Origin of the sequence: Methylorubrum thiocyanatum, from assembly GCA_014138645.1 — a bacterium.
GTDB lineage: Bacteria > Pseudomonadota > Alphaproteobacteria > Rhizobiales > Beijerinckiaceae > Methylobacterium > Methylobacterium thiocyanatum.
In genome coordinates this window covers 24651-45968 of record JACJIB010000013.1, presented here as the reverse complement: position 1 = coordinate 45968, position 21318 = coordinate 24651, and the positions used below count along the sequence as shown (strand labels likewise).

The window sequence follows — 21318 nt, the reverse complement described above, 5'->3', positions numbered from 1 at the left end:
TGATAGGATGATCGTTCCGACATCCCCGCAACCGGCTTTGAACCGCCTGGACGACTATGCTTGAACTGTCTCCCGAAGAGGTCGAAGCATACCTCCGATTTTTCCCCCGATTTGAAGAAGCGGTGCAAAAAGGCTGGGCGGCGCGCAACCCTCGCGCTAGCAAACCAATCTCAGCTCTTAAGGCACTCGAAACACTCGATGTTTCAGTCAAACGTGAGTACGAGAGAGCACGTGCCGGAGAGGTTTGGTTCAACATCGGCCTATATGGCCGCATTAAGCAAGAATTGAATTTTGCAAATCTTGATTCAGAACTCCAAGCAGATGTTGAACTTGCAGCGATCGCTCATAACCGTATCAGCAAAAACTTCAAATATGGCCGTAATCAGAGCTGGGGCGCAGCATCCTTCTCGAGAGCGGCCAGAAAGGCCAGATCCGATGGCCTTTTCGGGAAAGAGGATCGAAAAGAGCTGTTCTCTGATAAAGTTTTGTTTGAGAATTTTGCTAGCAGGACGATAAATAGAACAGCTAGCGGCGGCAACCAGGGCGAGGCAATCAATAACGCCTACATCCTTGCCGAGTATATGAGTGAGGAAAGAGGCAAGTCTCTCAGCTTTCTCTCTCCATCTGCTTTTGCGGATCGCCTGTTACGGATCACCCGCGCAGGCGCATGGGTATCTCAATCCGTTGGGCAGTGGTATCGTTTCTCCTACTTTAAAAGCAAAACAGAAAAGCTGGTCGCCGAAAACCATGCTCAAGCTGGGATTGTCCAGCTTGAGCATGCAAGACACTGGGAACGACGCAACCGACTGATCAACAATGCGCCGGACTTTGGCTCGGCCAGCAAAGCTCTTGCACTGGCCATAGAACAGTATGGCGCCACTTCCGATCTCATCGATCCGGTTCTGTACCTGAATGCCGCCGATGAATTTCTAGACCGTGGTTACCGGACTACTACGTCCCTAAAGGACCTCGGGGGTATGAATATGAAGGAGCTGCTAGGTGAGGCGGACGCTCGCCTGAGATCTGCGGAATACAACCTCGGATTGGACATGTCCCGGCGGACGCTGACTGCGTCTCGCCTCATGAATGATGGTGATTACCAGGGGGCAGAGCGCCAAATTGCCGAAGCAATTCTCAAGCTCCCCCCCGATTTGTCCGGCGGTGCTGGTCAGATCCATCGAGGCCTGCGCCTAGTGCGCGGAAAAATTGCCCTATTGAGGGGCGAGATTGATAATGAATATTTGGAGAGTTCGCGCCAGATCTGCCTTTCAATGGGCGCCTTTCACAAGGTGCGGGAAATCGACCGCCTGAGGCAGCTTGGAGACATAGAAAGACCCTCCTGAGAGGGTCAATCTGATCGATCGGCAGGTTACTTCCGTACGTTCCCCATGCAGTGCACAGCCACATACGCTTCATTAGCAGCGTTGATCAGCTTTTCGCCGTACATTGCCTTCAACATCGGCATTGAACGGTCGCGAGCAAACTGCATCTGATTGTTAAAGGCAGGTCCGTTCTGATCGAACTCTACCGAGAGTCCGTCCCACATATATCCCAGCACCTGCCTCTCAAACCGATAGGCCTGATAAGCGATCTTGAAGGCGTTCCGCGGCTTCCTTGAAGGGACTCGCCCGGTCCGCATAATCTTCTTCATTCGACGAAAAGACCTGTTGAGATCACGCTCCATCTTAGGGTTGATTGATAAATTCATTGAGATGCTCCAGCTTAATGCTGGTTTTATTGTTGTACTCCGTTTCTATTATTTCAATGCTCTCATACTTCTATTTGAAACCCCTCGCATACCCACGCGAATCAATCCAGGCAGAAGCTTGGTCTTTGTCAATGCCAAAGATTTCCACCGAGTCTTTGGGATCGAACGGCACGCAGGGCTCTGGAACAAGTCTGTCACCCCTGAACGACTGGGATGGCAGACGTCATGAAGACCTCGAAGGCATTCATCCTCGCCCACACCAGCCTGCTCGATGAGCTGCGACTGCCCTATCGGGTCGAAAGGACTCGCAAGCACATCAAGCTGCATGTGCTGCTGCAGACCGGCTGGTGGTTCCTGCTGACCGGATCGACACCGTCGGATCGGCGCGCCCTGAACAACAGCCTGGCCCTGCTGCGCCGGAAGATCCGCAGCGCAGCCGCTCCGACGTGCGTGGCAGCCTGATCCGCGATGCTTGAGGGCTCCCTCGCATGATGACCCGTCATCCATCACCGCTCAAGAGTGCCGCCGCACCCCGGCTGCAGCCGATGCCCTGGGCAGCTCTTGTGGCCCTTGGGGTGATGTCCATCAGCTGCGGCGGCCTGCTGAACGCCCCCGCCGTGGAGCGCCCGCTCACAGCTTCCGAGCACGCGCTGCGCAACGCAGCCTACCGGCAGGCAGGCACGGTTGTTCTCCCTCCGGTTGCGCCCGAGGAACGTGTGGAGGCACTGCTTTCCATGAACCGGCAGGAGCAGCCGCGTGACTTGGTCTGGCTCACGCTCTGGGACGACTGCGCCGAAGATGGAGACATCGTGTCCATCCTCACCGACGAGTTCAGCATCAGCGTTCCGCTGACCCGCCAGCCGATGCGTCTGGCCGTCCCCAGGCCCACGCACAACCTGCTGAGTGTGCATGGTGTGTTCGACGGCGGCGGCGGGATCACCGTGGCGCTGGCGACCGCGTACGGCCCTGTGCCGCTCCCCGTGATGGCGCCTGGCCAGACCGTCGATGTGCCCGTGCGCTGATGGACTGGGAGCTCATCGGCACCGCGGCCCTCTTCACTCTTCTGACCCTGCTCGGTCTCGCGCCTCTGAGAGCCGCGGGACTGGTGAAAGACCACCAACTTCCGGAGCCCCTTGTGAAGATCCTCGATCAGATGACCGACCCCGCGCGGCTGCGTGAGCTGCTCGCGCAGCGGCAGCCCAACCAGAAGATCAAGCCCATCGATGCCGCGACGCTGGCTGAACAGGTCAACAGCCGCGTGATCGGTCAGGAGGCAGTCGTAAACGAGCTCGCTGCCCTGATCGCCAGCCGGTCCGCCAAGGTGCATCGCCGCCGGCCGATCGGCGTCTTCCTGGTCTCGGGGCCGCCCGGAACCGGTAAGTCCGAACTGGGCAAGGCCATCGGAGATGCGTTGCCCGGTTGGGGCGGCCACTACCTGGTCGAGATGAACAAGCTGAAGGACGCTGCATCGCTCAACAGCCTGTTCGGCGCTGCGCCGGGGTTTGTTGGCTCCGACCGGAAGGCTGGTTTGATGAACCACCTGTTGGACAACCCAAACACGGTGATCATCCTCGACGAGTTCGAGAAGGCCTGCCTCGACGCACAGAACGCCTTCCTGGCGGCTTGGCAGGAGGGCTACATCCGCGAGACGACCCAGTCGACCTTAGTCAGCACGACCGACGCCATCTTCATCCTGACGTCCAACGCGAAGGAAAAGGAGATCGCGGCCCTTGCCGCCTATCAGCGCCAGGCGTCCGGGAACCAGAACGCAGGCCTGCTGACCAGCGAGGAGCTGTCCGAGCGTTGCCGGGCGATCCTGCGGCAGGAGCTGCCCTCTCCGGTGCTGTCCCGGATCGATCGGGTCTTCGCCTTCGCCCCTCTCAGCCCGGAAGCCCTGGCCGCGATCACGCTCAAGATCCTGACCGAGGAAGTCGCCGACTACGGCCTGACGCTGAGGCCGGTGCCGCCGCAGATCCTGCTGTCGTACGTCGACCAGTACGACCGCCCGGGCTTCGACACTCGTGACCTCTATCGGCACATCGAGCGCGATTTCGGCACTGCTGCGAGCACGCTCAAGGCAGAGGGCGTGCGGGAGATCGAGATCATCTACGACGCGAAGACGACGGAGATGACCGTGCGTGCGGTGTCCGACAAGTCTCAGGCACCCAAAGCAGCGCCGCGGACCAAGGGAGGCGCGTAGGCACGCCGATGTGGCTGTCGGTGCTCCGCGAGGCGACCGTCGCGATGAGTGCAGCCCACAGCCGCCTGCTGAAAGCCTTCAGCGTCCTGAACCGCTGGTGGTACATCACGGCACTGGTCGTCGCGGGACTCGTCTACGTCCTCTGGTTCCCCAAGCCGGGCCCCTCGCCAAGCCAGGGGCAATACCAGACAGGCCCGCCCCCGGCGCCTCCAGCCAGCAGCAATCCCCCAACCGCGCAACTGCCTCCCAGGCGGGCTCCCTCCCCCTCCCTGCCACCTCAACGTCCGCCGGACAGGATCCGGGTCATTCAGCCTGAGACCTTCCCGGAGCTGGACGGTCTCAAGCCGCCACCTCCAGGCCCCCCTCCCCTCGCCACGCCGCCCTTCGCTACCGTGCGGGGCTACCGGCCGCCATTAATGGATCGCTAACCATGAACGGTATCACGATGCGTGTCGCGAGCCTTGGACTCGCGTTGATGTCCGCCACCTCAGCCACGGCCGAGGCACCAGCGGCACAGCCTGATAACGCTGCGATCATGCGTGCACTCGAGGCCCTGAACCGCCGCCTGGATCAGCTGGAGAGCAAGGAGCGGAAGAGCCCGAACACCAGCGTGGCTGCGCTGCCGGCCGCGAAGCCCGCCGCCCCCAAGGGCAAGGCCGTCCCGGGTTGGTTTGTTCGGCTCATTCCCTGGAGCCAGGACGGCAACAGCGAGGCCGTTGCCGGCTTTCCCGGGCCCATGTTCGACTTCAATTTCGACATGCACTCACGCTACATCACGGGCCAGAACCGCTTCATCTACAACGGCGTCAGCATTCTGAATGCCAAGGAGGACGGGATCTACGTCTTCTCGATGGTCCTGGACCCGGTGCTGACCATCGATCCGCTGTTCCTGTATGGCGCCCTTTGGTTCAACTGCTCCGGGTCGTTCTACGTCGGCGGCAACCGGCTGATCACGGGCACTACGGCGTTCGGTTCGGACCGCCGCCCGGAACGGGATGTGTATCGCTCACAGAGCTACTTTGGCTCGGTGCGGCTGACGCCTGGAACCCACCGGGTCGAGTTCAAGGTCGACTGCGGAATGACGCAGGAGAAGAACCTCGCCGTGTTCGACCAGTGGCTGCCGTACTGGAAGAAGAACCGCTTCAAGGTGATGCTCAAGACGCCCTCGGACACGGCTCCCCGCCCCTTCCTGCCGGAAGAGCTCTACTACGTAGGCCTGCCTCAATAGTGGCGTAAATACGGTTTTACGATTTTACGCCTTTAAGTCAGGCGTCGTGACCGCGCTGTCCTTGCTCCTGACGCCGAATGAGCTCGTACTCGGCATTCCATTGCTGAATATAGCGGTCGTTGGGGTGAAGTCGCTCCACATCTTTGATGAGCTCTGACCAGCTCTGTGGCACCGGCTCACGGCTGAACCAAACAATCCATAGGTCATAAATAAAACTCAACATCCCAACAGTATAGGGCAGATCATTCATGTCCGCAGCTGAAAACGCATCGGCCCCGCCTGGTGGCATCCCGCATGACTACGATGTCCTCGAGCGTGATCTGCGTCTCGGCATCGGCCTGGCGGAGGCCCGTGCTCAGCGGCTGATGGGCGAGATTTTCGTTTACCCGCATCTGGCTGCGCAGGCGTTCCGTAAGCTGAGCCGCCGGCGCGGGTTCGTCCATGCGATTGCGGTGTTTGAGGAGACAGTCCTTCGCCGCGAGCTAACGTTCGGTGTGTTCCGCACGGGGTTCCTGGGCTGGCGCCGCCGGGCGGTCGCTGCGGCAGTCGGTGAACTGCCAGAGGCCCTGCGTGACCTGAAGCACCTCAGTGAGCGGCTTGGCGATGTGCGGAACGCTCGTGCCCACCTGGCGCAGCAGCACCGTCTTCCCCCTCCCGAGCGTGAAATCCGCATTCAGACGCGGACGCAGGGGCGCGGACGCTGAGCACATTTGTGATGCAACAACAGTCACTTAGCTTCTGATTAAACCCACTTTGGAGTAGGCTATGCGCGTGCTTTGGCTGCTCGTCCGTGTTGTGTTCCGCGTGCTCAGGTGGGCCGCTTGGCTGCTGGCTTTCCTGCTCAAGCACGGGTTCCGCCAGGGCCGGAAGGCCTTGCGGTCACGGCCGACGTCGCATGGGTCGGCACGCTGGGCCGGCTTCTATGACCTGGTGCGCGGCGACGCCTTAGGCGGCAGCAAGGGGCTGATCGTCGGCATGGCCTACGGCCAGTTCATCCGCTTCAAGGGCGACGGTGCGGTGCTGTGCGTAGCTCCTCAGGGCAAGGGGAAGGGCGTCGGCGTGGTCGTGCCCAATCTCCTGGACCACAAGGGTTCGGTGATCGTCACTGACCCGAAGGGTGAAAACTTCGCAGTGACGCAGCGGCATCGCTCAACCCTGGGCCCGGTCTGGCGCCTGGACGCGATCCATCCCGAGGAGAGCGACTTCTTCAACCCGCTCTCCATGATCCGCAAGGGCACCTTCCACGAGGACACCGACACGGCGCAGCTGGCCAGCTTTCTGGTCATCCCGGAAAGCCGGGAGGGGCACTGGGACACCAGCGCCAAGAACGTCCTCACGGCGGTGATCCGCCACGTCCTGCACGCGTACCCCGAGGAGCAGCAGACGCTCTCATTAGTGCGCGAGTTGATCGCCGCCGAGGGCGAGACCCTGCGCGGGCTGTTCGAGGAGATGGCCAGCAGCCGGATTCCTTCGATTGCCGAGCAGGGCCGCATCACGCTCAACGGCCTGGAACACCCGGAAACCCAGTCGGTGCTGAACAACACGGCCAAGGGCATGGCGTTCTGGAGCAAGGACCGGGTCGGGGGATGGATCACCCAGGCCTCGGACTTCCGGATGGAGGATCTCAGCCGGGAAGGGATGTCCGTCTACCTGATGGTGCCGGACGACAAGATCGATATCTTCACGCCGTTCCTGCGGGTGATGATGGGCTGTGCCGTCGCCGCGCTGATGCGCAGCAAGGACCGCCCGCCGCCGGCACACAAGCCGATGCTGCTGATCGATGAGGCCAAGGCCCTCGGTCGCCTCGACATTCTGGCCACCGGTATGGGCATGCTCAGGGCTTACTGCCAGACGGTCATCATTTTTCAGGACCTCGGCCAGCTGCGCGCGCTCTATGGTCAGGAGACCGCGACCACGTTCATCGCCGGATCCGGCGCCCAGGTGATGTTCGGGGTGTCCGACACGCGGACGGCCCGTGAGGTAGCCGAAGGCATCGGCCGTCAGACGGTGATGTCGAGCTCCTACGGCACTGCCGCCGGCAATTTGAGCCTGGTCCGGGCGCAGCATCAGGACGGCCAGTCGGAAACCGGCCGGGATCTGCTGGATGCTGCTGAGGTGCGGTTCATGAACCCGAACCAGTGCATCATTATGATGCCCGACCAGGTCGGTGCGCCGATCAAGGGCACCAAGGTCCGCTACTACAAGGAGTGGCGCTGGCGTGGCCTCTACGATGCGTGGCGGCAGGCTGAAGGTGTGGTGGTGACTCTGCCCACCAGCAGGTGGTTCGGTGATGACGACGACATGCCGGACGCACCTACCACAGCAGGTCCCGGCTACGCCCGGGCCGGAGGTTCACGCGCACGCTCGCGTTAGCCCGCGGCAACAGCCGATCCGTGAGGATGCGGCTTCGTCCAAACGCGCGATCCTGCACCTGAAACAGGCCGCTAAGGATCGTGTCGGTCCGCCCCAACAGCAACCGCAGCAGCTGGAGCCGACGCAGTAGATGGGCACGACGATTCAACATGAGGGCCAGGCGATTGGCGCGTTGCGCCGGATCACCCGAGCGCCGGAAGCCTCCACGTTCGCGCGGCAGGTCGCGCAGGCCTTCCTTGGTTGCCCGCAGTGCCTTGAGGTAGCGCCCTTCGATCAGCCTCAGCCGCGCCGTGCGCGCCCGGACGGTTTCGACGTGGCGGGAGACTGCGGCCGCGGCAAGGGCGCCGCGGCGCGCGTTGTAGGCAGCCCGGGAGCCTCGATCGATCTGTGGGTAGGTGATATCGCGCTGCCGGTTCCCGCCAGCCTTCGCGGAGCGCCAGGCGCCGCCTTGGGGGCGGGCGGTCAGATCAGTCCGCGGCAGGCTCTTCGGCTTAGCCCCACGCCTCGCCGCGTTCTGCGCCCGCGGGCCTACGTGGATTTCCGGCGGCCGGTCAAGACTTGCGGCAGCCAGTCGGTCGCCGCGGTTCCGGGCATCCGCCTGCTGAACCGCAAGTGTGCGGTGATCAACCCGCGCTTCATGCTGGCCACGGGCAAGGTAGTGGTTCTGCCAAGTCGCCCAGCTTTCACGCCAGGTGTTGAGCAGAGCGTCCGAGTTCCACTCCCGGGTTTTGACCCGGTACAGACCCGTCGGCGTGGCCTTCCGCAGGGTGAGCATCACGTGGGCGTGATGGTTGCGCGGATCGTTATCGGTCGGTGCGTGGATGGCGAAGTCCGCGACCATGCCGCGGTCGGTGAACGCGGTGCGGATGAAGTTACGCAACAAGGCCAGCCGCTCCTCGGCTGGGAGTTCATGCGGCAGGGCCAGATTGATCTCGCGGGCGAGTTGAGCGTCGCGGCGAGTCTCGATCTGGTGGACGTGGTTCCAGAGGTTCTGTCGGTCGGCCAGCCAGGGTGCAGCCCCGTCTGGCAGCATGATCTCGGTGTGCACGACGCCCTGACGGCGAGTGAAGTCGTGTTCCGCGCCGGTCTGATCGTCTCTCAGCCGTTCGCCAGCACGGTACGCCGCAGCGGCGATTGCCGACCGCCCCTTCGCCCTTCCGATGACCTGGGCCGAGAAGTGGAAAGATGCCACTGCGCCCTCCGTTGCCACCGCAACGCCCACGGCCTGTGGCCGGGGCGCACCTATGTTGGATACCCAATGTATAAGTGCGCCATTACAAAACGCTAGACCTTCTTTTGCAGCTGCCTGTGTCCGCAGCACCCATTCAGCCAACACCCATGCAGAAGGCTCACCTCATGCGCAGCCGTTCCCTCGACGATGATCTGGTCAGTGGCTTGGCCCTGTTTGTGATCGCTGGGGGTACGGTTGCCGGACTGCACTGGCTCGGGTTCGACACCGGGGTCCCGCGTTGGCTCGCCTGCTCGATTGGGCACCCGATCATCAACAGCCTCGGGCCGGGGCTGAGCCAGCTGTTGATGGTGCTTGGAGTCTTCCTCGCCATTTTCCCGTGGACGCGGCCGACCGGAGTGGGCCTGATCTTCGGCGGAATCGGCGGCATGGTTGCCGTGCAGGTGTGGACGGACACTGCAGGGGGTTACTGCGGTTTCACGGGCGCCGTTGGTTTCACGCCCTAAAAAACGATCGCCCCGCTGCGCGGGGCGATGCGGTCGCGCCTACGGCGCGAGCCTTTCCACGCGCTACGCGCGCGGGGGCCTCATTACCGGCCCCCGTACCCCCGCTAGGATTTTCTCGAAGGGATCGGTTTTTTGTGTCAGCATGATCTCACGGTACAGCCAGGGATGGCGATGACCGTGAAGGGATCGGCAGCCATTTCACCTGTGGGATGGCTGTCACCGTTGATGCCATTATATCCACGCCATCCGTGATTACCGCACGCGCGTATGGTCCTTAGCGGCCAATCGGCACCGCTCAACCTCTACCCCATTAGCCATCTCGCACACATAATTCTGCAAATCCTGCAAATCGGATTTACAGAAATACGATTTTGCGGGCGCCCATGTAGAACCTTAGGTGGCACCCGGTTGGTTGGTCTGACCTCCCCAACCTATCGGCCAAGCGCATTGATGATGTACGGTTTTGACAAAACCGGCTGCCAGAACATGGGCCCCCTGGTCCGGTCCTGCGCCGATGTCTCCAGCTTCCTCCATCTCGAGTCAGGCTGGTTCAGCGGTCGCAGAGCGACCGCACCATCATCCTCCCCGCGCAAGGCGCGGGACAAAGCCTCTCAGGAGGGCTGTAGCGGGTTTTTCAAGCCTCTTGCCGCTCTCTGTCGGCTGAGCAGCCCAAAACGTCTCCAGGGGCCACTGAGGTCGATCTGCCACCCACAGTCCCGGCAGCCCCTCTTGTTCGCCGTTAGGCGGACCCATTTTGGAATCAGCCGCCGGAGGCGGCTTCCGCATTGGGTGGGGGAGCGGGTTTTTGGCGGAGCCAAAAAGGGGCGGGCTTTCCGTTGCACTGGATTTGCCAGATAGGTCGAATCGGGCTGCTGCACCAGTTTTCGTAACGGTGCAACCCCGAAGTTATCCACAGAACCGGTGTTTTAGAGTGTTTTAAAAGACTTTAAGAGTTTTAGGCATTAGCGACCTGCCCCTCTGACAAAAAACATTGGTTAAAATCAGTGACTTGAGGCCATCCTTGATTGGCGAAGTACGGCCCTCAGATTTATGATGTACGGCTTGTCATAGGCGAAGTACGGTTTGACATTTATGATGTACGGTTTTTGGTTGATGAAGTACGGCATTGACAAGAATTATCCACAGCGCGGCTGTGGCCTTCGGCCCGCTGCTGCCCCGATTGGCGAAGTACGGTTTTGACAAAAATCGCTGACAAAAACGGAGTCAGTCGAACGGAAGCTCGGGGGCGACCACGGCACCTGCGTGCAAGGTTTCGGTGCCGCGCGCCCGCATGACAAGCACGTCTTCGCGTTTGCCGGGGATGATCTCTAGGTCGTATTCGGGCAACGGCGCGATCTTGGTGCTTTCAACGAATTTGCGCACCTGATGGGCAAACTGCGGCAGAGCTTGTTTGGAGCCGCTGCGCTTGTGGATTTCGGTCATTCCGTAGCGGGCGACGGTTTTGCCGGCAGCACGCTTGGACAGCCGATAAAGGTAGCGGCCAAGCCCCTGTGAAATCAGGAAGTAGTCGGCGTTCAAGGTCAGGATCTGCGGGTTTCCCTTCTGGCGCACCACGCCATCGTAGACCCAATCGGGGATCTCGATTTCGACCTGGTCGACGTTGCCTGTCGTGGTGCGGCTGACTGTCCGGTAGTCCTGGATCAGCGACATCGAGATCATCTCACGGCGATTGCCGTTGCCGAGATTGACCACCTTGACGCTGGTGCCCTTGAGTCGGTCCAGCGCGGCCTCGAGGTCCTTGTACTGTTTGCCGCCGTTGGAGCGACGGCAGAACTTGAGGATGTGCGCAGCATTAGGTCGGTAGACCCGCGCCGGTACATCGATACGAAGTCCTTTCTCCAACGCTCGGCGGTACCGGTTGGCCTCATCGGCGAGGCTCGAAACCATGTGCAGGAAGATGTCGTAGTCGAACACGGTGGCGAGGCCGGCTGAGGCGCTGCCATCGATCGTGATGATGCAGTCCTTCAGCTCGTAACGGATGACCCCTTCCCGCTTGGCCTTGCCGAGCGAGAATGGCGCGACATCCATCAGGTTGACGTCGTCCTTGAGCGGCGCGTCGTAGATGTTGGGCACGAAGAACGCGAGCTGGGCGTCGTCGTCGGGCGCCTCACGCATCACCGGCGCCGGCAGCTCAGAGACCAGCGCGCCGACGATATCGGGTTGGCGCTCGTTGAGCTTGACCGCATCACCGAGCGCTTTGAGGGCGATGCCGATCGGGTCTGTCGGCTCAGGCCCGACCTTGAGGTCAGCCAGGCTGCGCCGGCTGTAGAAGCGCCGGAGGCGGCTCAGCGCGTCCTTGTTGAGGACAAGGGTCTCGCGGCCGGTCCTGGCGCAGAACGTGTCCGCCAGCGCCTGCAGGTAGGCGTTCTTCTCATGCAGCCCGAGGGCCCCGAACGCGTCGAGGGGCATCAGGTCGAGACGGACGGGATCACTCACACCAGGATTTCCGGAAGATCGTAAAAGCGGAATTCTGCATCAGCGGATTTACGATGTCGGGAACTCGCGCTCGAGCAGATCCCGCATCATGTCGGCCATCTTCTGACCGCGTGCCGCGCACTGCATCTTCACACGGCGGTGCAGGCTTTCCGGCACGTCGATGGTGAAGCGGGACATCTTCTCCTTCGGCTCCGGCGCCGGAGCGGCTTCAACAGCCTTGAGGGCGGTCACGGAGCCCCCTTCCCTATCCGTAGTCGTGGGCTCGGCACCGCGGTTGGCGATCCAGGCGTCGGCAGCCGGCGCCAGCTTGGATGCGGGCACCTTGAACGAGACCTGCTTGGCTCCCTTGCTCATGCGGCCTTCCTTTCCTTCTTGGTCTTGGGTTTGGCTTTCATGTCGACAAGCTGGGCGGCCAGCTGGCTGATTTCCTGTGCGGCATCGCTCTTGGGGTCCGTCTCGATCACGGACATGCCTTGGCTGGCGCTCTCGGCGAAGCCGACGCGCTGGCAAATCTCCACCGGCAGGATCGGAAATTCGAACTGGGACAGGGCATTATGCACATCGCGCCCGATCGCCGTATTTACGATTTTGCGGTTCACCACAAAAACGGGTTTGATGTTTTCCTTAAACTGCTGGGCCTCCTTGACCAGTTGCACCGTGTCGGCCGAGGCCCATACGTCGTAGGGCGACGGCTGCACCGGCATGAGCACCACATCGCTGGCCAGGATCGCAGCGCGGCCGAGGTCGTTGACCCTGGGTGCGCCGTCGATAATCACCACATCGTAGTCGGCCGCGATCTCCGGCAGGTCGCGGTGCAGGGTTGGCTTGGCCATGCTGATCACCGGGAACAGCGGCTCGGCCTCGCGCACGGACGACCAAGCCATAGAGCTGCCCTGCGGGTCGGCGTCGACCAGCAGCACACGGTAGCCGGCCTTGGCGATGACCGCCGCCAGGTTGGTGGCGAGGGTCGTTTTACCGACTCCGCCTTTCTGGTTGAGCACCCCGATGATCATGCGCCGCCTTTCTGGATTTGCGTATCGTCGGATTTACGATTTTCTGCAAACCCGTTTCTGTAGGTTCACGATTTCACACAAACACGCCTCTGCCAACGGTTCGTTAACGCTGCGCACGATGCCTGTTACCTCTGGGACACATTTCCAGAAAACCGCAGAGTCGCAAAATCGTATTTAAACATACAGCAGCGCCGCCCTCGAGGCGGCGCACAGAAGCGGGATCATCATCGCGGCCGAACCGCTGAGGCAGGGTCCCTCTGGGATGCCGGCGGCCGTACCCGTAGGGCCTGGTTCCGTAGCGACGTCGTCCGGGGATGAGCCGGGGCCACCTGTCTCTGCCCCTGTATGATCGCCAGCACCTGGCGCACCTGACAGCTGCTCATCAGCGTATAATCGTAAAAGCGGATTTCCGGAAAGGCAGTGTTGCGCCCTGGCAGTGGCTCAATCGCAAAGCACTGGTCTTGATCCCACTCCAGCGAGGCAGGGGCGCGGCTGGCGTATGCCGCGCCCGCCACCGGGCCTCAACGCAAAAGCCCGGCCGGGAACCAGATAAGGAACGGGTGGGCAGCTTTCAGGCGATGTTCTGTGTAGGTTCCTCCATCTCCGGGTGTTACCGGGGAGGGGCATTGTCGTTATCTGGATCCTAGACGCTTTGTCCTTGTAGCGTCAGTCCGCATCCTGACGGTCTGCCCACTAGCGAAACGAGGCGCTGCGCAGCAGAGGACAGGGCGGCCACACGTCTCAGTAGGCTTGCCGAGGACCACGGATATGCCTTAACCAAAGTCACTGACGTAGGCTTGAGCGCAACACGCGATAAAAGTCTTTTGTAGAGCTACGCCGCGCTAAGCTATCCGTTTGATAGGTTCTCCGGTTCTTGAACTCGCGCTGTGCCATCTTGCTTGCCTCAGCATAAGCATCGACATCACTCATGGACTGAAGGTAAGGCCACTTGCGCAGATATTCGGGCAGCGTCGTGTAGCCTCCCGCAAAGGTGGCGATCGGATAATCCTTCTCGGTAGCAACACCAATTTCCCACGGTACCCACCACGAGGTTTTCGTTGCAGCGGACACAACTGCCATCAGCTGGGTGCAAATTGAGAGCTGCTGGCGCAAGTACTCTCCTAGATCGTCTCCCGTTGTTGACGCGTTTGGATCAACAACGTCCAGATAGACGTCAATTTGGTGATAAAGCTTCAATCTAGTTGCGATAATCCCTGCAGTCTCAGAGTCGGCCTTTTGATGAGAAAGGAAGACCTTCATATCCCCTCACTTATCTATATACGCCCAAGGATCGCGAGCTTTCTGTAGTGGGCACCAAGCGCAGAAAGACGACATCCTTTGGAGTCTATCGCAGCATAGTACATGTGCTCAGCATCGACGGGCACGATGAGACCATGCCGATTACAAAGCTGTAGCTCCTTGAAGATACGCTTGTGATCTTCGTCGACCGGGATGTGCTTAACGCGCTCCGGCACATTCTCACGGTCAGGCTCGTAGGATGGATCCAGTTGAAACACGTGCGCCGGGTCTGGAAAGTACTCTGGCAGTCGTCGCAGCACCTCGTGGGGGATCTTTGGAGCCACATTGCGTAGCGTTACAAAGGTTTGCACGTTCGCCTTGTAAACAGGACGCTGTTTCCAAGGCCCAAGCGTCTGATCGATATGGGAGTACACGGATGCCGGCGTAATCCGGCCGATTACATCAGCCGAGCTACCGCTCAAACCATCAAGGAGGATGCTAGTGAAGAGTCCATGCCCATCCTCTTCGGCGGCAGTACCCTCCCGATGTGAAGCGGTCAGGATTGTTACTCCGTTACCGATCACCGACGGTTGGTTCGCTGCCGAACCAAGTCCTTGGATTTCACCAGCATAGCCGGATTGACAGCTGTCTAGGATGATCACGCTCGACTTCACGCGCGGGTACGCTTGGTTGGCCAGATGGAGGATGTCAGATAGCGTGACTCCCCAACTGGGCTTCCGCCCGTCCTGACTGACGATATAGCCGGCATTCGTTTCCGGGTTGATGATCCCATGCCCAGCAAAAAACAGCAGAGCCGTATCGGCATCGCCGCTGAAAAGCTCAGTGATGGCCTGCAGCAGAACCTGTGCATTGACCTCAAGCTTGTCACTGGTGAGCAGCCTGACGGAGAAGTTCGGGGAACCGTCACCATTGCGCTCGAGAAGCTGCGCTACGGAAGATGCATCGTTCACGCACCCTTGCAAAGGTGCGGAATGGTAGTCGTCAATCCCGACAACCAGGGCCTTCTTCATGGCTAGCGAGCTCCACCGATGAGCTTCTTCAGATTATCCCAAGTCCATGCGTAGAGATTGTCCCGGCTCGTTGCGCTCAAAGGCTTTGTACATGTCTTGTCGGCGTACCCTTTGAGTAGGAAGTAGGTCACCCCTTCCTCCTGCGCGATTTTCATTTCTGCATTTACACCAGCAGCTGTGTGGGTGTGCTGGCCACACATGATGATGACGATGTCGACGCTCCTGATCCGTGTGCGGGCCTTAGCCTTCCAGTCACCCGTCAGATGCTCCTTGATTGACCAGTCGGCCAGTTCGAAAGGACTGTCCGCCAGCTTCGCCTGACCGACGATAGCGGTTTTCAGAAATTGATCGTGATCGTAATCGAAGCTGACAAACACACGTTTTTTGGCCATCAGGTCTCATTCTCCACGGTTGATGCGGCTAACGGTCTTCTGGATTGGATCAATTATAATGCAGGATCTACCCTGCTGAAGAGCGTACTCAACAGCATCACCGGTTCCACCCAAACCAGCAGCAGGCTTACCGTCCCAAATAGCCAACAGGAGATCGCAACGCTCAACGATATAACGCCCAGCTGCATAGAAGGCCGGTTCGGGCTCGTCGGTGGTGTTAAGATCGAGCCGCTCACTAGCGGCGAGAAGCTCGCGGTAACGGGCGAGTCCGTCCCCTTCGAAGAAACTCTCATAGTTGTGGATAGGGATCACAGCGAGAACAGGCACATTCATCTCTAGTGCGCATTGTGCAAATATCTGGTCACTTCCGACAGCGAGTGAGGTAAGCGCCTGAGTGATGGTCGAGCACTGAGCCAACTCTGCTCGAACTGCATCAGCTACCCAGTTCCAGTCGATGCCTGGCCGTGCCTGATGCCCGCTGACTCCGACCCTCACGGATTCACCCCCCTGCACGTTCCACTTGCAACACAAGCTAGTGCGTTTCCTGTTTGTTCCGCAAGTGGTTTCGGGCTACATTCACCGCTTAATTCAAGCGTATCAAACCTTTAGGAGTTACATTTGACAGCTCGCCGTCCCGATCGACCTCAACCGAGTCGTCCGACGCAAGCCAATGATGGCTTATCGTCGACGTTGCTGCAGCGTGGGCTGACTTCAGCCAACCTCAGCGGCGCATTGCGTCCCACGCCACCGGCTCCCGCAGCCCCCGCAGCTCCTCCGGCCGCACCACCCCCTCCTCAAAAGAAGGACTAAGCCGACGCTATGATCCCTAAACTGCCCAGGCTTGCCCCCCTGCACGTCGACGATCTGCTCGATCAGCATATGAGTTTCTATGGTGGCATGACATCCGATAACCTGCGCCGCAGCTTGCCACAGCGCTTGCCACAGCGCTTGCTGCAATCGGCGCTGCCCCAGCAGGCACAGCCTGCGCAACCGGCACCGCCGCCAGTGGTTCAGCGTCCCTTGGCAACAGGGAAGTCCTGAGATTGGACTCGGCACTATCGCTGCTCAGCCAGGGCGCAAGCGCAGTCTACGCTCTGCTCGATGAAAAACAGTGGGCTGCACTGTCGGCTGCTGGCACTGCACTACAAGCGCTTATCGCTCTTGCAGCCCTCTTCTACGTCGGTGCTCAACTACGAGCGGGCCGCAAGGCAGGTGATTTGCAGGCCCTGCAAGAGCTGTTCAATGCTGTGACTGAGCGTGAGCAGGCGCTACTTCGTTCTCGTGACAAGCCGGACGAGCAGGATGCTGCCTTCCTGGAGTTTATGAATTTTCTTGAGCTGCGGACAGTTGCCTTGAATGGAGGCCTATTGGGGCGCTATCCCAAAAAGATCCTCCGCGAAAAAATTATCGACTCTCTGGCTGTGATTGAGGGTATGCCGGAGTGGCAGCAGCGCTTTATCGAAGCGAAATCGAGCGCGACAGCATTCGAGCACCTGCAGCGGTTTGCACGGAAGAACCGTAAGGCGATCAATCGGGTGAAGGCCCACATGATGGCCAAAGCTGAAACCGCCCCGGAGGGCGGTTCGGGCAGCGCAGCCGGTTAGTACTCGTCGGCGCGCATCAGCGTGAGGACCCGGACGGTCACCGCCGGATCGGCCGGGTCCGGCGAGTGCATCGCCAACTGGAGGTCGTAGTAGTCGATCTTCCAGAAGTAGCGCGTGCCCTTGTGCTCGACGCTGCCGAAGTCGTGCTCGCCGTGAGGATCGTTGTCCGGCGTGAACGCGCTAAAATCGCGCATCAGGTTCAGCACCGCCAGCCGGTCGAGCGGAGCCAGTTGGCTGACTCCTGGGGTGAGCATCAGCCGACCGCCGGTCAGCTGAGAGCGTAGGGCGTCGTTGAGACGCTGGATCGCGGTGGTGCGGCTCATTGGGCCAGCTCCCCGTCAGTCTTCGGTCGCGGCTTGCGGATGACCAGGCGGCCAGTGAGCGGCAGGCAGCTGAGCTGAAGGTTGAAGCCGTCGCCATCCTCATGTGCCCAGGCGGCGCCGATCCGGGTCCAGAAGGCGTTCTCGCCCTCTCCCTCGACCACGTAGACGGCGTGGCTCGGACGGTTGTTGGTGGTGGTGCGGGTCATGGTGTGGATCTCCCTTTGCTGGTACCGGCCACGCCCATCGCGGCCGGTCGGGAGTTCTGCTGCGCCGCGGGGCTGAGGCCTCCGGCCGGTCCTGGTCATCGGCAACACGGGAGCGCACGCGAACGGAGCGGGCAGCCGCTTGACCGGGACAGCCTCCGGCGCATCTCCCGAACCGCCTGGCCGCAGGGGAGAGGCTGGCTTGCCGGGAGAGGCACACCAGCCCGCTCACACACAGTGCCGCCACAGCCGCCGGCCATTGTGTAGGGGAGGGCGCCCCCGGACCCGATCAGGCTCCTGCCAGGCCCGGGACGGCGATGGTTTCAGCCGCGATCATGACGCCGCCTAAGGCCGCGTTCGTCCGCTCCGCACTGGGCACGGGTTGCAGCCTAGTCCCAAGCCACTCCAATCCGTCGTAAAAGCGGATTTCTGCAGAAGCGGATCAGCTCTGCTGGTCAGTTTGGGGCTTTGCCCCACTGGCAGCCCACCGCCGGTCGGACGGGATGGGGTCAAGGCCGGAGAGCGCAGCGTGCCTTGACGCCGGCACGGCCGACTGGCCCATGCGGCATCAGGATAGAGCCAGTCGCCGCAAAACAGGAAAATCGTATTTCCGGATATCAGGCTGGCAGGAAGGGAATGACAGCTGGCTCGACGCGCAGGTCACCGGCAGCGTTCGGCACAAGCACCGGTACAGCCGGGTAGAGCGCTCCCCAGGCGGACGTCTGGGCGATCCAGGCCGCGGCGGTCGGCGAGAGCCAGCCGGTGAGGGTGGTGAGATTGCCGTAGCGCTGGGCGAGGGGCTGGGTGAGGATCGGCTCGTAGTGGGCGACCCGGTTGCGCAGGTGCCGGAGGTCGCGCAGCTGCCCGGCGATCAGGCCTCGCTGAATGCCCTTGGCCTGGAAGATAGGCCGAAGATGCTGCCACAGGTGCGTCCCGTCACGGCCAAACAGCGAAGTCCAAAATCCGAACGTCAGCTCGGCCACCATCTGCCCGTGGCTGGCGGCTTTGCGCTCGCCCAGCAGCGTGGCGCGGGCCTTGATCACGCAGTCACGCTGATAGCGGCCGGGAAGGGCGACTGGGTCGTCGAGCCAGTCCGGGCCATACACCGTCATCAGTTGGGCATCAGCCCGGTTGCGCAGTGTCACCTCGAGCATGTGCAGCGGCCCATAGAGGGCCGCCGAGAGCTGGACGTTGAAGGTGTAGAGCCGGAGCGCCAGAGCATCATCACCGTCGGCCCAGTGCTGGTAGGTGGCGAAGCGGTCGCTGGAAAGGACGTCAACGAAGGTGGGCACGAAAAGCGGATTTCACTTGAATTTTTCGGTCGGTTGCCCCATAACTTATCACGTAACCCCCGGTCGGTCCCTGCCTAGCATACCGCCGGGGCAAGCTTTTTCTGGACCGCTTTCCTATTAGACCGCCTAGAGCACCTGCTCGGCGGCCTTTTTGCTGTGCCATCAGTCGCAGCAGCGCAACTGGCAGAATGGTCGGGACTCAAACCACTGGCCATCTTACATTTTTTCGGCGGCTAGGCCGACAAGGGCGCCTCCAGCCCTGTGACGACATGGTGGAACGCTGCTTTCTGCGGCTGCACCCTAGTGAGAGGCTGCAAACCCGCATTTCTGTAAAATCGTATTTCATTATTTGCGGATTGAGGGCAAGAAGGCCGTTGCTGTTCCTTATGCCGAAGTCAAAGGAAGTTCGCACTGAGAGTAATCTACGAGCTTCGAGCTACCGATGGCCTTATTGCAGCTAAGGCGACCGCTTGAAATTGCAGCGCCATTAAGCTGTAATCAACATTCGACAACAAGCGTGAATTTAAGATTTTAGGATTAGCAGGATGGACATCTCCAGCGGGCCGCCGAAGCGGGTTACGGAGGCAGACCGGCTTGTCGGGCTTCGGATTGCAGCGCTGCGTAAGGCACGTGGATTGAGTCAGACCGCTCTCGGACTTGCAGTAGGCGTGACCTTCCAGCAGGTTCAAAAGTACGAAAAGGGCCAGAACCGCGTTGGCGCGGGACGCCTGCGCGAGATCGCCCGGTTGCTCGAAGTGCCGGTCTCCACCTTCTTCGAGGATAGCGATAACCCCACTGCTCGGGAGCAAACCGAGCTGCTCGGCTTCCTGCATGCCAAGGGGGCTGTTGAGCTGCTGCGTGCTTACGCCGAGATCGAAGACGACCAGGTGCGTCGTGAGGTTCTGGCGATCGTCCGCAGCACAGCTCAACTCGTCCAGAGCTCCAACGGCGAATAGCCGCCAAGGACGTCATTCATGTCATGCCTCCTTCAGCCTGATAGGCAAGGTCTTCAGGCCATGCTCGATGCTCATAATGCGGAGCGTAAATGGCGGAGGTGGCCCGGTCGCGCGCCAAAGCCCTGTAACGATAATCCTTTCAGGCCCTGGGCGCGTGCCCGGCTGATTTCGGCTGTCGCCCTTGGCGGACTTGCTGCTCTGGCCGCAGCCGTACGTGCCTTCAGTCTATGATCGCTGAACGCTGCCGCGCTCGGTCAAATCGCCAGTTTTTTGCTGCCAAGTTCAAACTGGATAAAAAATTCCACATGGGTGAAGGCCGTTTAAGAAAAATCTTGCTTGCTGCGCTCGGCGGAGATGGATAGATGATCACTTACAAGACACAAAAAAGGCCGCCCCGGTGAGGGGACGGCCCGAAGTCTTGGGAGGAAACGCTCAAGAAGAGCAGCATGACCGCGACGCCATCGCGGTTGCGCATAATCCAAAATTAGATGGTGCGTCGCACAAGGCAACCCCCTTCGAAGGGTTTGCGACGTTGCGTGTACGGCATAGCTTGTACTTCAAGTGCGTGGGCACACCACAGCCCAGGTAGCTAGCCGGCTTGTGTCTGATCCCGATCGCACTCAAGTTGCCGCAGCAGCTCGGCCAGACGTGGATCTAGAACGTCATTCAGCACCGGCTCGTAGATGGCCTGCAGCTGCAGCCCGAGCCGCAGGCGTGTGCGGGCGTCCAGGATTGGCCCATGGTCAGGCGCAGAGTCCGCTGACAGCGGCGTATTCGAGTTGGCGCTCATCAGAAGCATGGGGTGAGATGTAGGCAGGACTGAAGCGGCATGGAAAGCCCTTCAATCAGCCCAAAGCCCCAGACGCGTTCTGGTTTGGCAGAGGCATACGCAGGCATTCGGTCTGCAGATCGAGCAGATACTCGGTCAGCCGGTTGCGGACGCCTGTATCGAGGCAAGAGACAGCCAGAGGCACCGGGAGAGCTTCGCGCGGTATGGCGTAGACAACCGCCTCGGCGTAGCTAGCGGCACTGCGTTCTGAGTTGGCTGCGAGAAGCCGGGTGCCGGTGCGCAGTCCGATCGTGATCGTAATAACGGCCACAACGCTCTCCGTGGCTTTAGCTGCTTGGGTCAACCGCCACGATCGGCTGTGGTTGCCGACCTCGTTCTGAATGTCACCGAGAAGCAGATCGCCACTGTTCCGAATGGTTGAACCACACGGCAGCGGGCGTTCCGTTGGTCAGCCTGCAGCCTGAGCCTCTGGCGGATTGTGGATCAGCGTCAGCTTGGGTCGCCTACGGCCGGTCAGAAACGTCACTCCTGCCCAGGCTTCGTCGCTCCGGACGACATGCACCCGGTAGCCCATCTGCGCGGCGAGGGCTCGAGCCTGCTCAAGTGTGCCGCTGGAGAGCTGCAGCGTGAACTCGCCACGTCCGCTGGCCAAGTTGACGGCCAGGATACCGATCTCGACACCCTCGTTGAACGCTGCATCGCGTCCGGGAAAGCGGAGACGTAGGCCGTCCTCAACATGGATGAAGCGCATTGCGACACAACCTCGAAAGGCTGCATCGCAACGCGCTCATGGTTAAGGATTTCCTAGCATCCC

General features: G+C 60.7%; 24 protein-coding genes. 10 read left to right on the top strand and 14 right to left on the bottom strand.

Annotated elements, in window-relative coordinates:
• Positions 1 to 56 precede the first annotated feature (56 nt).
• The 5 genes from HNR51_RS25455 (at position 57) to HNR51_RS25435 (ending at position 5136) form a co-directional block, all read left to right on the top strand.
• The gene (locus tag HNR51_RS25455) at positions 57 to 1343 is read left to right on the top strand and encodes a hypothetical protein (RefSeq protein ID WP_182556800.1); all 1287 of its coding nucleotides are present in this window, start codon (positions 57 to 59) and stop codon (positions 1341 to 1343) included.
• Positions 1344 to 1933: 590 nt separating this feature from the next.
• Entirely contained in the window at positions 1934 to 2170 is a 237-nt protein-coding gene (locus HNR51_RS25450; protein ID WP_182556799.1) for a hypothetical protein, read from the top strand.
• Positions 2171 to 2196: 26 nt separating this feature from the next.
• A complete protein-coding gene (locus tag HNR51_RS25445; RefSeq protein WP_182556798.1) occupies positions 2197 to 2730 on the top strand; it encodes a hypothetical protein in 534 nt (177 codons plus the stop codon).
• On the top strand, positions 2730 to 3908 hold the full coding sequence (locus HNR51_RS25440) for an AAA family ATPase (RefSeq protein ID WP_182556797.1): 1179 nt from the start codon (positions 2730 to 2732) through the stop codon (positions 3906 to 3908). The genes HNR51_RS25445 and HNR51_RS25440 overlap by 1 nt, the downstream gene beginning before the upstream one ends.
• Positions 3909 to 4338: 430 nt before the next feature.
• Positions 4339 to 5136, top strand: coding sequence for a hypothetical protein (locus HNR51_RS25435; protein ID WP_182556796.1), 798 nt, complete (start codon positions 4339 to 4341; stop codon positions 5134 to 5136).
• 37 nt (positions 5137 to 5173) lie between these two features.
• Here the strand turns inward: HNR51_RS25435 and HNR51_RS25430 are convergent, their stop codons facing one another.
• Entirely contained in the window at positions 5174 to 5386 is a 213-nt protein-coding gene (locus HNR51_RS25430; protein ID WP_182556795.1) for a hypothetical protein, read from the bottom strand.
• On the opposite strand from HNR51_RS25430, the gene HNR51_RS25425 reads away from it, so the two are divergent.
• A complete protein-coding gene (locus HNR51_RS25425; protein WP_182556794.1) occupies positions 5385 to 5840 on the top strand; it encodes a hypothetical protein in 456 nt (151 codons plus the stop codon). The two genes, HNR51_RS25430 and HNR51_RS25425, sit on opposite strands and share 2 nt — an antisense overlap.
• A gap of 67 nt (positions 5841 to 5907) precedes the next feature.
• The gene (locus HNR51_RS25420) at positions 5908 to 7509 is read left to right on the top strand and encodes a type IV secretory system conjugative DNA transfer family protein (RefSeq protein ID WP_182556793.1); all 1602 of its coding nucleotides are present in this window, start codon (positions 5908 to 5910) and stop codon (positions 7507 to 7509) included.
• Here HNR51_RS25420 and mobQ read toward each other — a convergent pair.
• Positions 7451 to 8701 carry a MobQ family relaxase gene (gene mobQ, locus HNR51_RS25415; RefSeq protein ID WP_182556792.1) on the bottom strand — a complete coding sequence of 417 codons (1251 nt, stop codon included), beginning with the start codon at positions 8699 to 8701 and terminating at the stop codon, positions 7451 to 7453. The genes HNR51_RS25420 and mobQ overlap by 59 nt on opposite strands.
• Positions 8702 to 8865: 164 nt before the next feature.
• Here mobQ and HNR51_RS25410 point away from each other — a divergent pair, with 164 nt between their 5' ends.
• Positions 8866 to 9204: a hypothetical protein gene (locus tag HNR51_RS25410; RefSeq protein WP_182556791.1), complete on the top strand. Its 339-nt coding sequence runs from the start codon at positions 8866 to 8868 to the stop codon at positions 9202 to 9204.
• 1224 nt (positions 9205 to 10428) lie between these two features.
• Here the strand turns inward: HNR51_RS25410 and HNR51_RS25405 are convergent.
• The 7 genes from HNR51_RS25405 to HNR51_RS25375 all read right to left on the bottom strand — a co-directional run bounded on the left by HNR51_RS25405 (position 10429) and on the right by HNR51_RS25375 (position 15831).
• Positions 10429 to 11661, bottom strand: coding sequence for a replication initiator protein A (locus HNR51_RS25405; RefSeq protein ID WP_238228577.1), 1233 nt, complete (start codon positions 11659 to 11661; stop codon positions 10429 to 10431).
• A gap of 48 nt (positions 11662 to 11709) precedes the next feature.
• A complete protein-coding gene (locus tag HNR51_RS25400; RefSeq protein ID WP_182556790.1) occupies positions 11710 to 12015 on the bottom strand; it encodes a hypothetical protein in 306 nt (101 codons plus the stop codon).
• A complete protein-coding gene (gene parA / locus HNR51_RS25395; protein WP_182556789.1) occupies positions 12012 to 12674 on the bottom strand; it encodes a ParA family partition ATPase in 663 nt (220 codons plus the stop codon). Before parA ends, HNR51_RS25400 begins: the two co-directional genes overlap by 4 nt.
• Before the next feature lie 783 nt (positions 12675 to 13457).
• Positions 13458 to 13934, bottom strand: coding sequence for a toll/interleukin-1 receptor domain-containing protein (locus tag HNR51_RS25390; protein WP_182556788.1), 477 nt, complete (start codon positions 13932 to 13934; stop codon positions 13458 to 13460).
• 14 nt (positions 13935 to 13948) lie between these two features.
• Complete coding sequence (locus HNR51_RS25385) at positions 13949 to 14944, bottom strand: caspase family protein (protein WP_182556787.1); 996 nt, start codon at positions 14942 to 14944, stop codon at positions 13949 to 13951.
• Positions 14945 to 14946: 2 nt separating this feature from the next.
• Complete coding sequence (locus HNR51_RS25380; protein WP_182556786.1) at positions 14947 to 15336, bottom strand: TIR domain-containing protein; 390 nt, start codon at positions 15334 to 15336, stop codon at positions 14947 to 14949.
• A 6-nt stretch (positions 15337 to 15342) separates the two neighbouring features.
• Positions 15343 to 15831: a hypothetical protein gene (locus tag HNR51_RS25375; protein ID WP_182556785.1), complete on the bottom strand. Its 489-nt coding sequence runs from the start codon at positions 15829 to 15831 to the stop codon at positions 15343 to 15345.
• A 548-nt stretch (positions 15832 to 16379) separates the two neighbouring features.
• Between HNR51_RS25375 and HNR51_RS25370 the strand changes: the two genes are divergently transcribed.
• Complete coding sequence (locus HNR51_RS25370; RefSeq protein WP_182556784.1) at positions 16380 to 16940, top strand: hypothetical protein; 561 nt, start codon at positions 16380 to 16382, stop codon at positions 16938 to 16940.
• Here HNR51_RS25370 and HNR51_RS25365 read toward each other — a convergent pair.
• The 3 genes from HNR51_RS25365 to HNR51_RS25355 all read right to left on the bottom strand — a co-directional run bounded on the left by HNR51_RS25365 (position 16937) and on the right by HNR51_RS25355 (position 18758).
• Positions 16937 to 17263, bottom strand: a complete 327-nt coding sequence (locus tag HNR51_RS25365) for a DUF3768 domain-containing protein (RefSeq protein ID WP_182556783.1) — start codon at positions 17261 to 17263, stop codon at positions 16937 to 16939. The two genes, HNR51_RS25370 and HNR51_RS25365, sit on opposite strands and share 4 nt — an antisense overlap.
• Positions 17260 to 17469, bottom strand: a complete 210-nt coding sequence (locus HNR51_RS25360) for a hypothetical protein (RefSeq protein ID WP_182556782.1) — start codon at positions 17467 to 17469, stop codon at positions 17260 to 17262. The genes HNR51_RS25365 and HNR51_RS25360 overlap by 4 nt, the downstream gene beginning before the upstream one ends.
• A 614-nt stretch (positions 17470 to 18083) precedes the next feature.
• Positions 18084 to 18758 carry a hypothetical protein gene (locus tag HNR51_RS25355; protein ID WP_182556781.1) on the bottom strand — a complete coding sequence of 225 codons (675 nt, stop codon included), beginning with the start codon at positions 18756 to 18758 and terminating at the stop codon, positions 18084 to 18086.
• A gap of 545 nt (positions 18759 to 19303) precedes the next feature.
• Between HNR51_RS25355 and HNR51_RS25350 the strand changes: the two genes are divergently transcribed.
• Positions 19304 to 19714 (top strand): helix-turn-helix domain-containing protein, encoded by a 411-nt coding sequence (locus HNR51_RS25350; protein ID WP_182556780.1) that lies wholly within the window; start codon positions 19304 to 19306, stop codon positions 19712 to 19714.
• 845 nt (positions 19715 to 20559) lie between these two features.
• Here HNR51_RS25350 and HNR51_RS25345 read toward each other — a convergent pair.
• Positions 20560 to 20847, bottom strand: coding sequence for a hypothetical protein (locus HNR51_RS25345; protein WP_210280252.1), 288 nt, complete (start codon positions 20845 to 20847; stop codon positions 20560 to 20562).
• 105 nt (positions 20848 to 20952) lie between these two features.
• Entirely contained in the window at positions 20953 to 21255 is a 303-nt protein-coding gene (locus HNR51_RS25340; protein ID WP_182556779.1) for a hypothetical protein, read from the bottom strand.
• Positions 21256 to 21318: the final 63 nt, after the last annotated feature.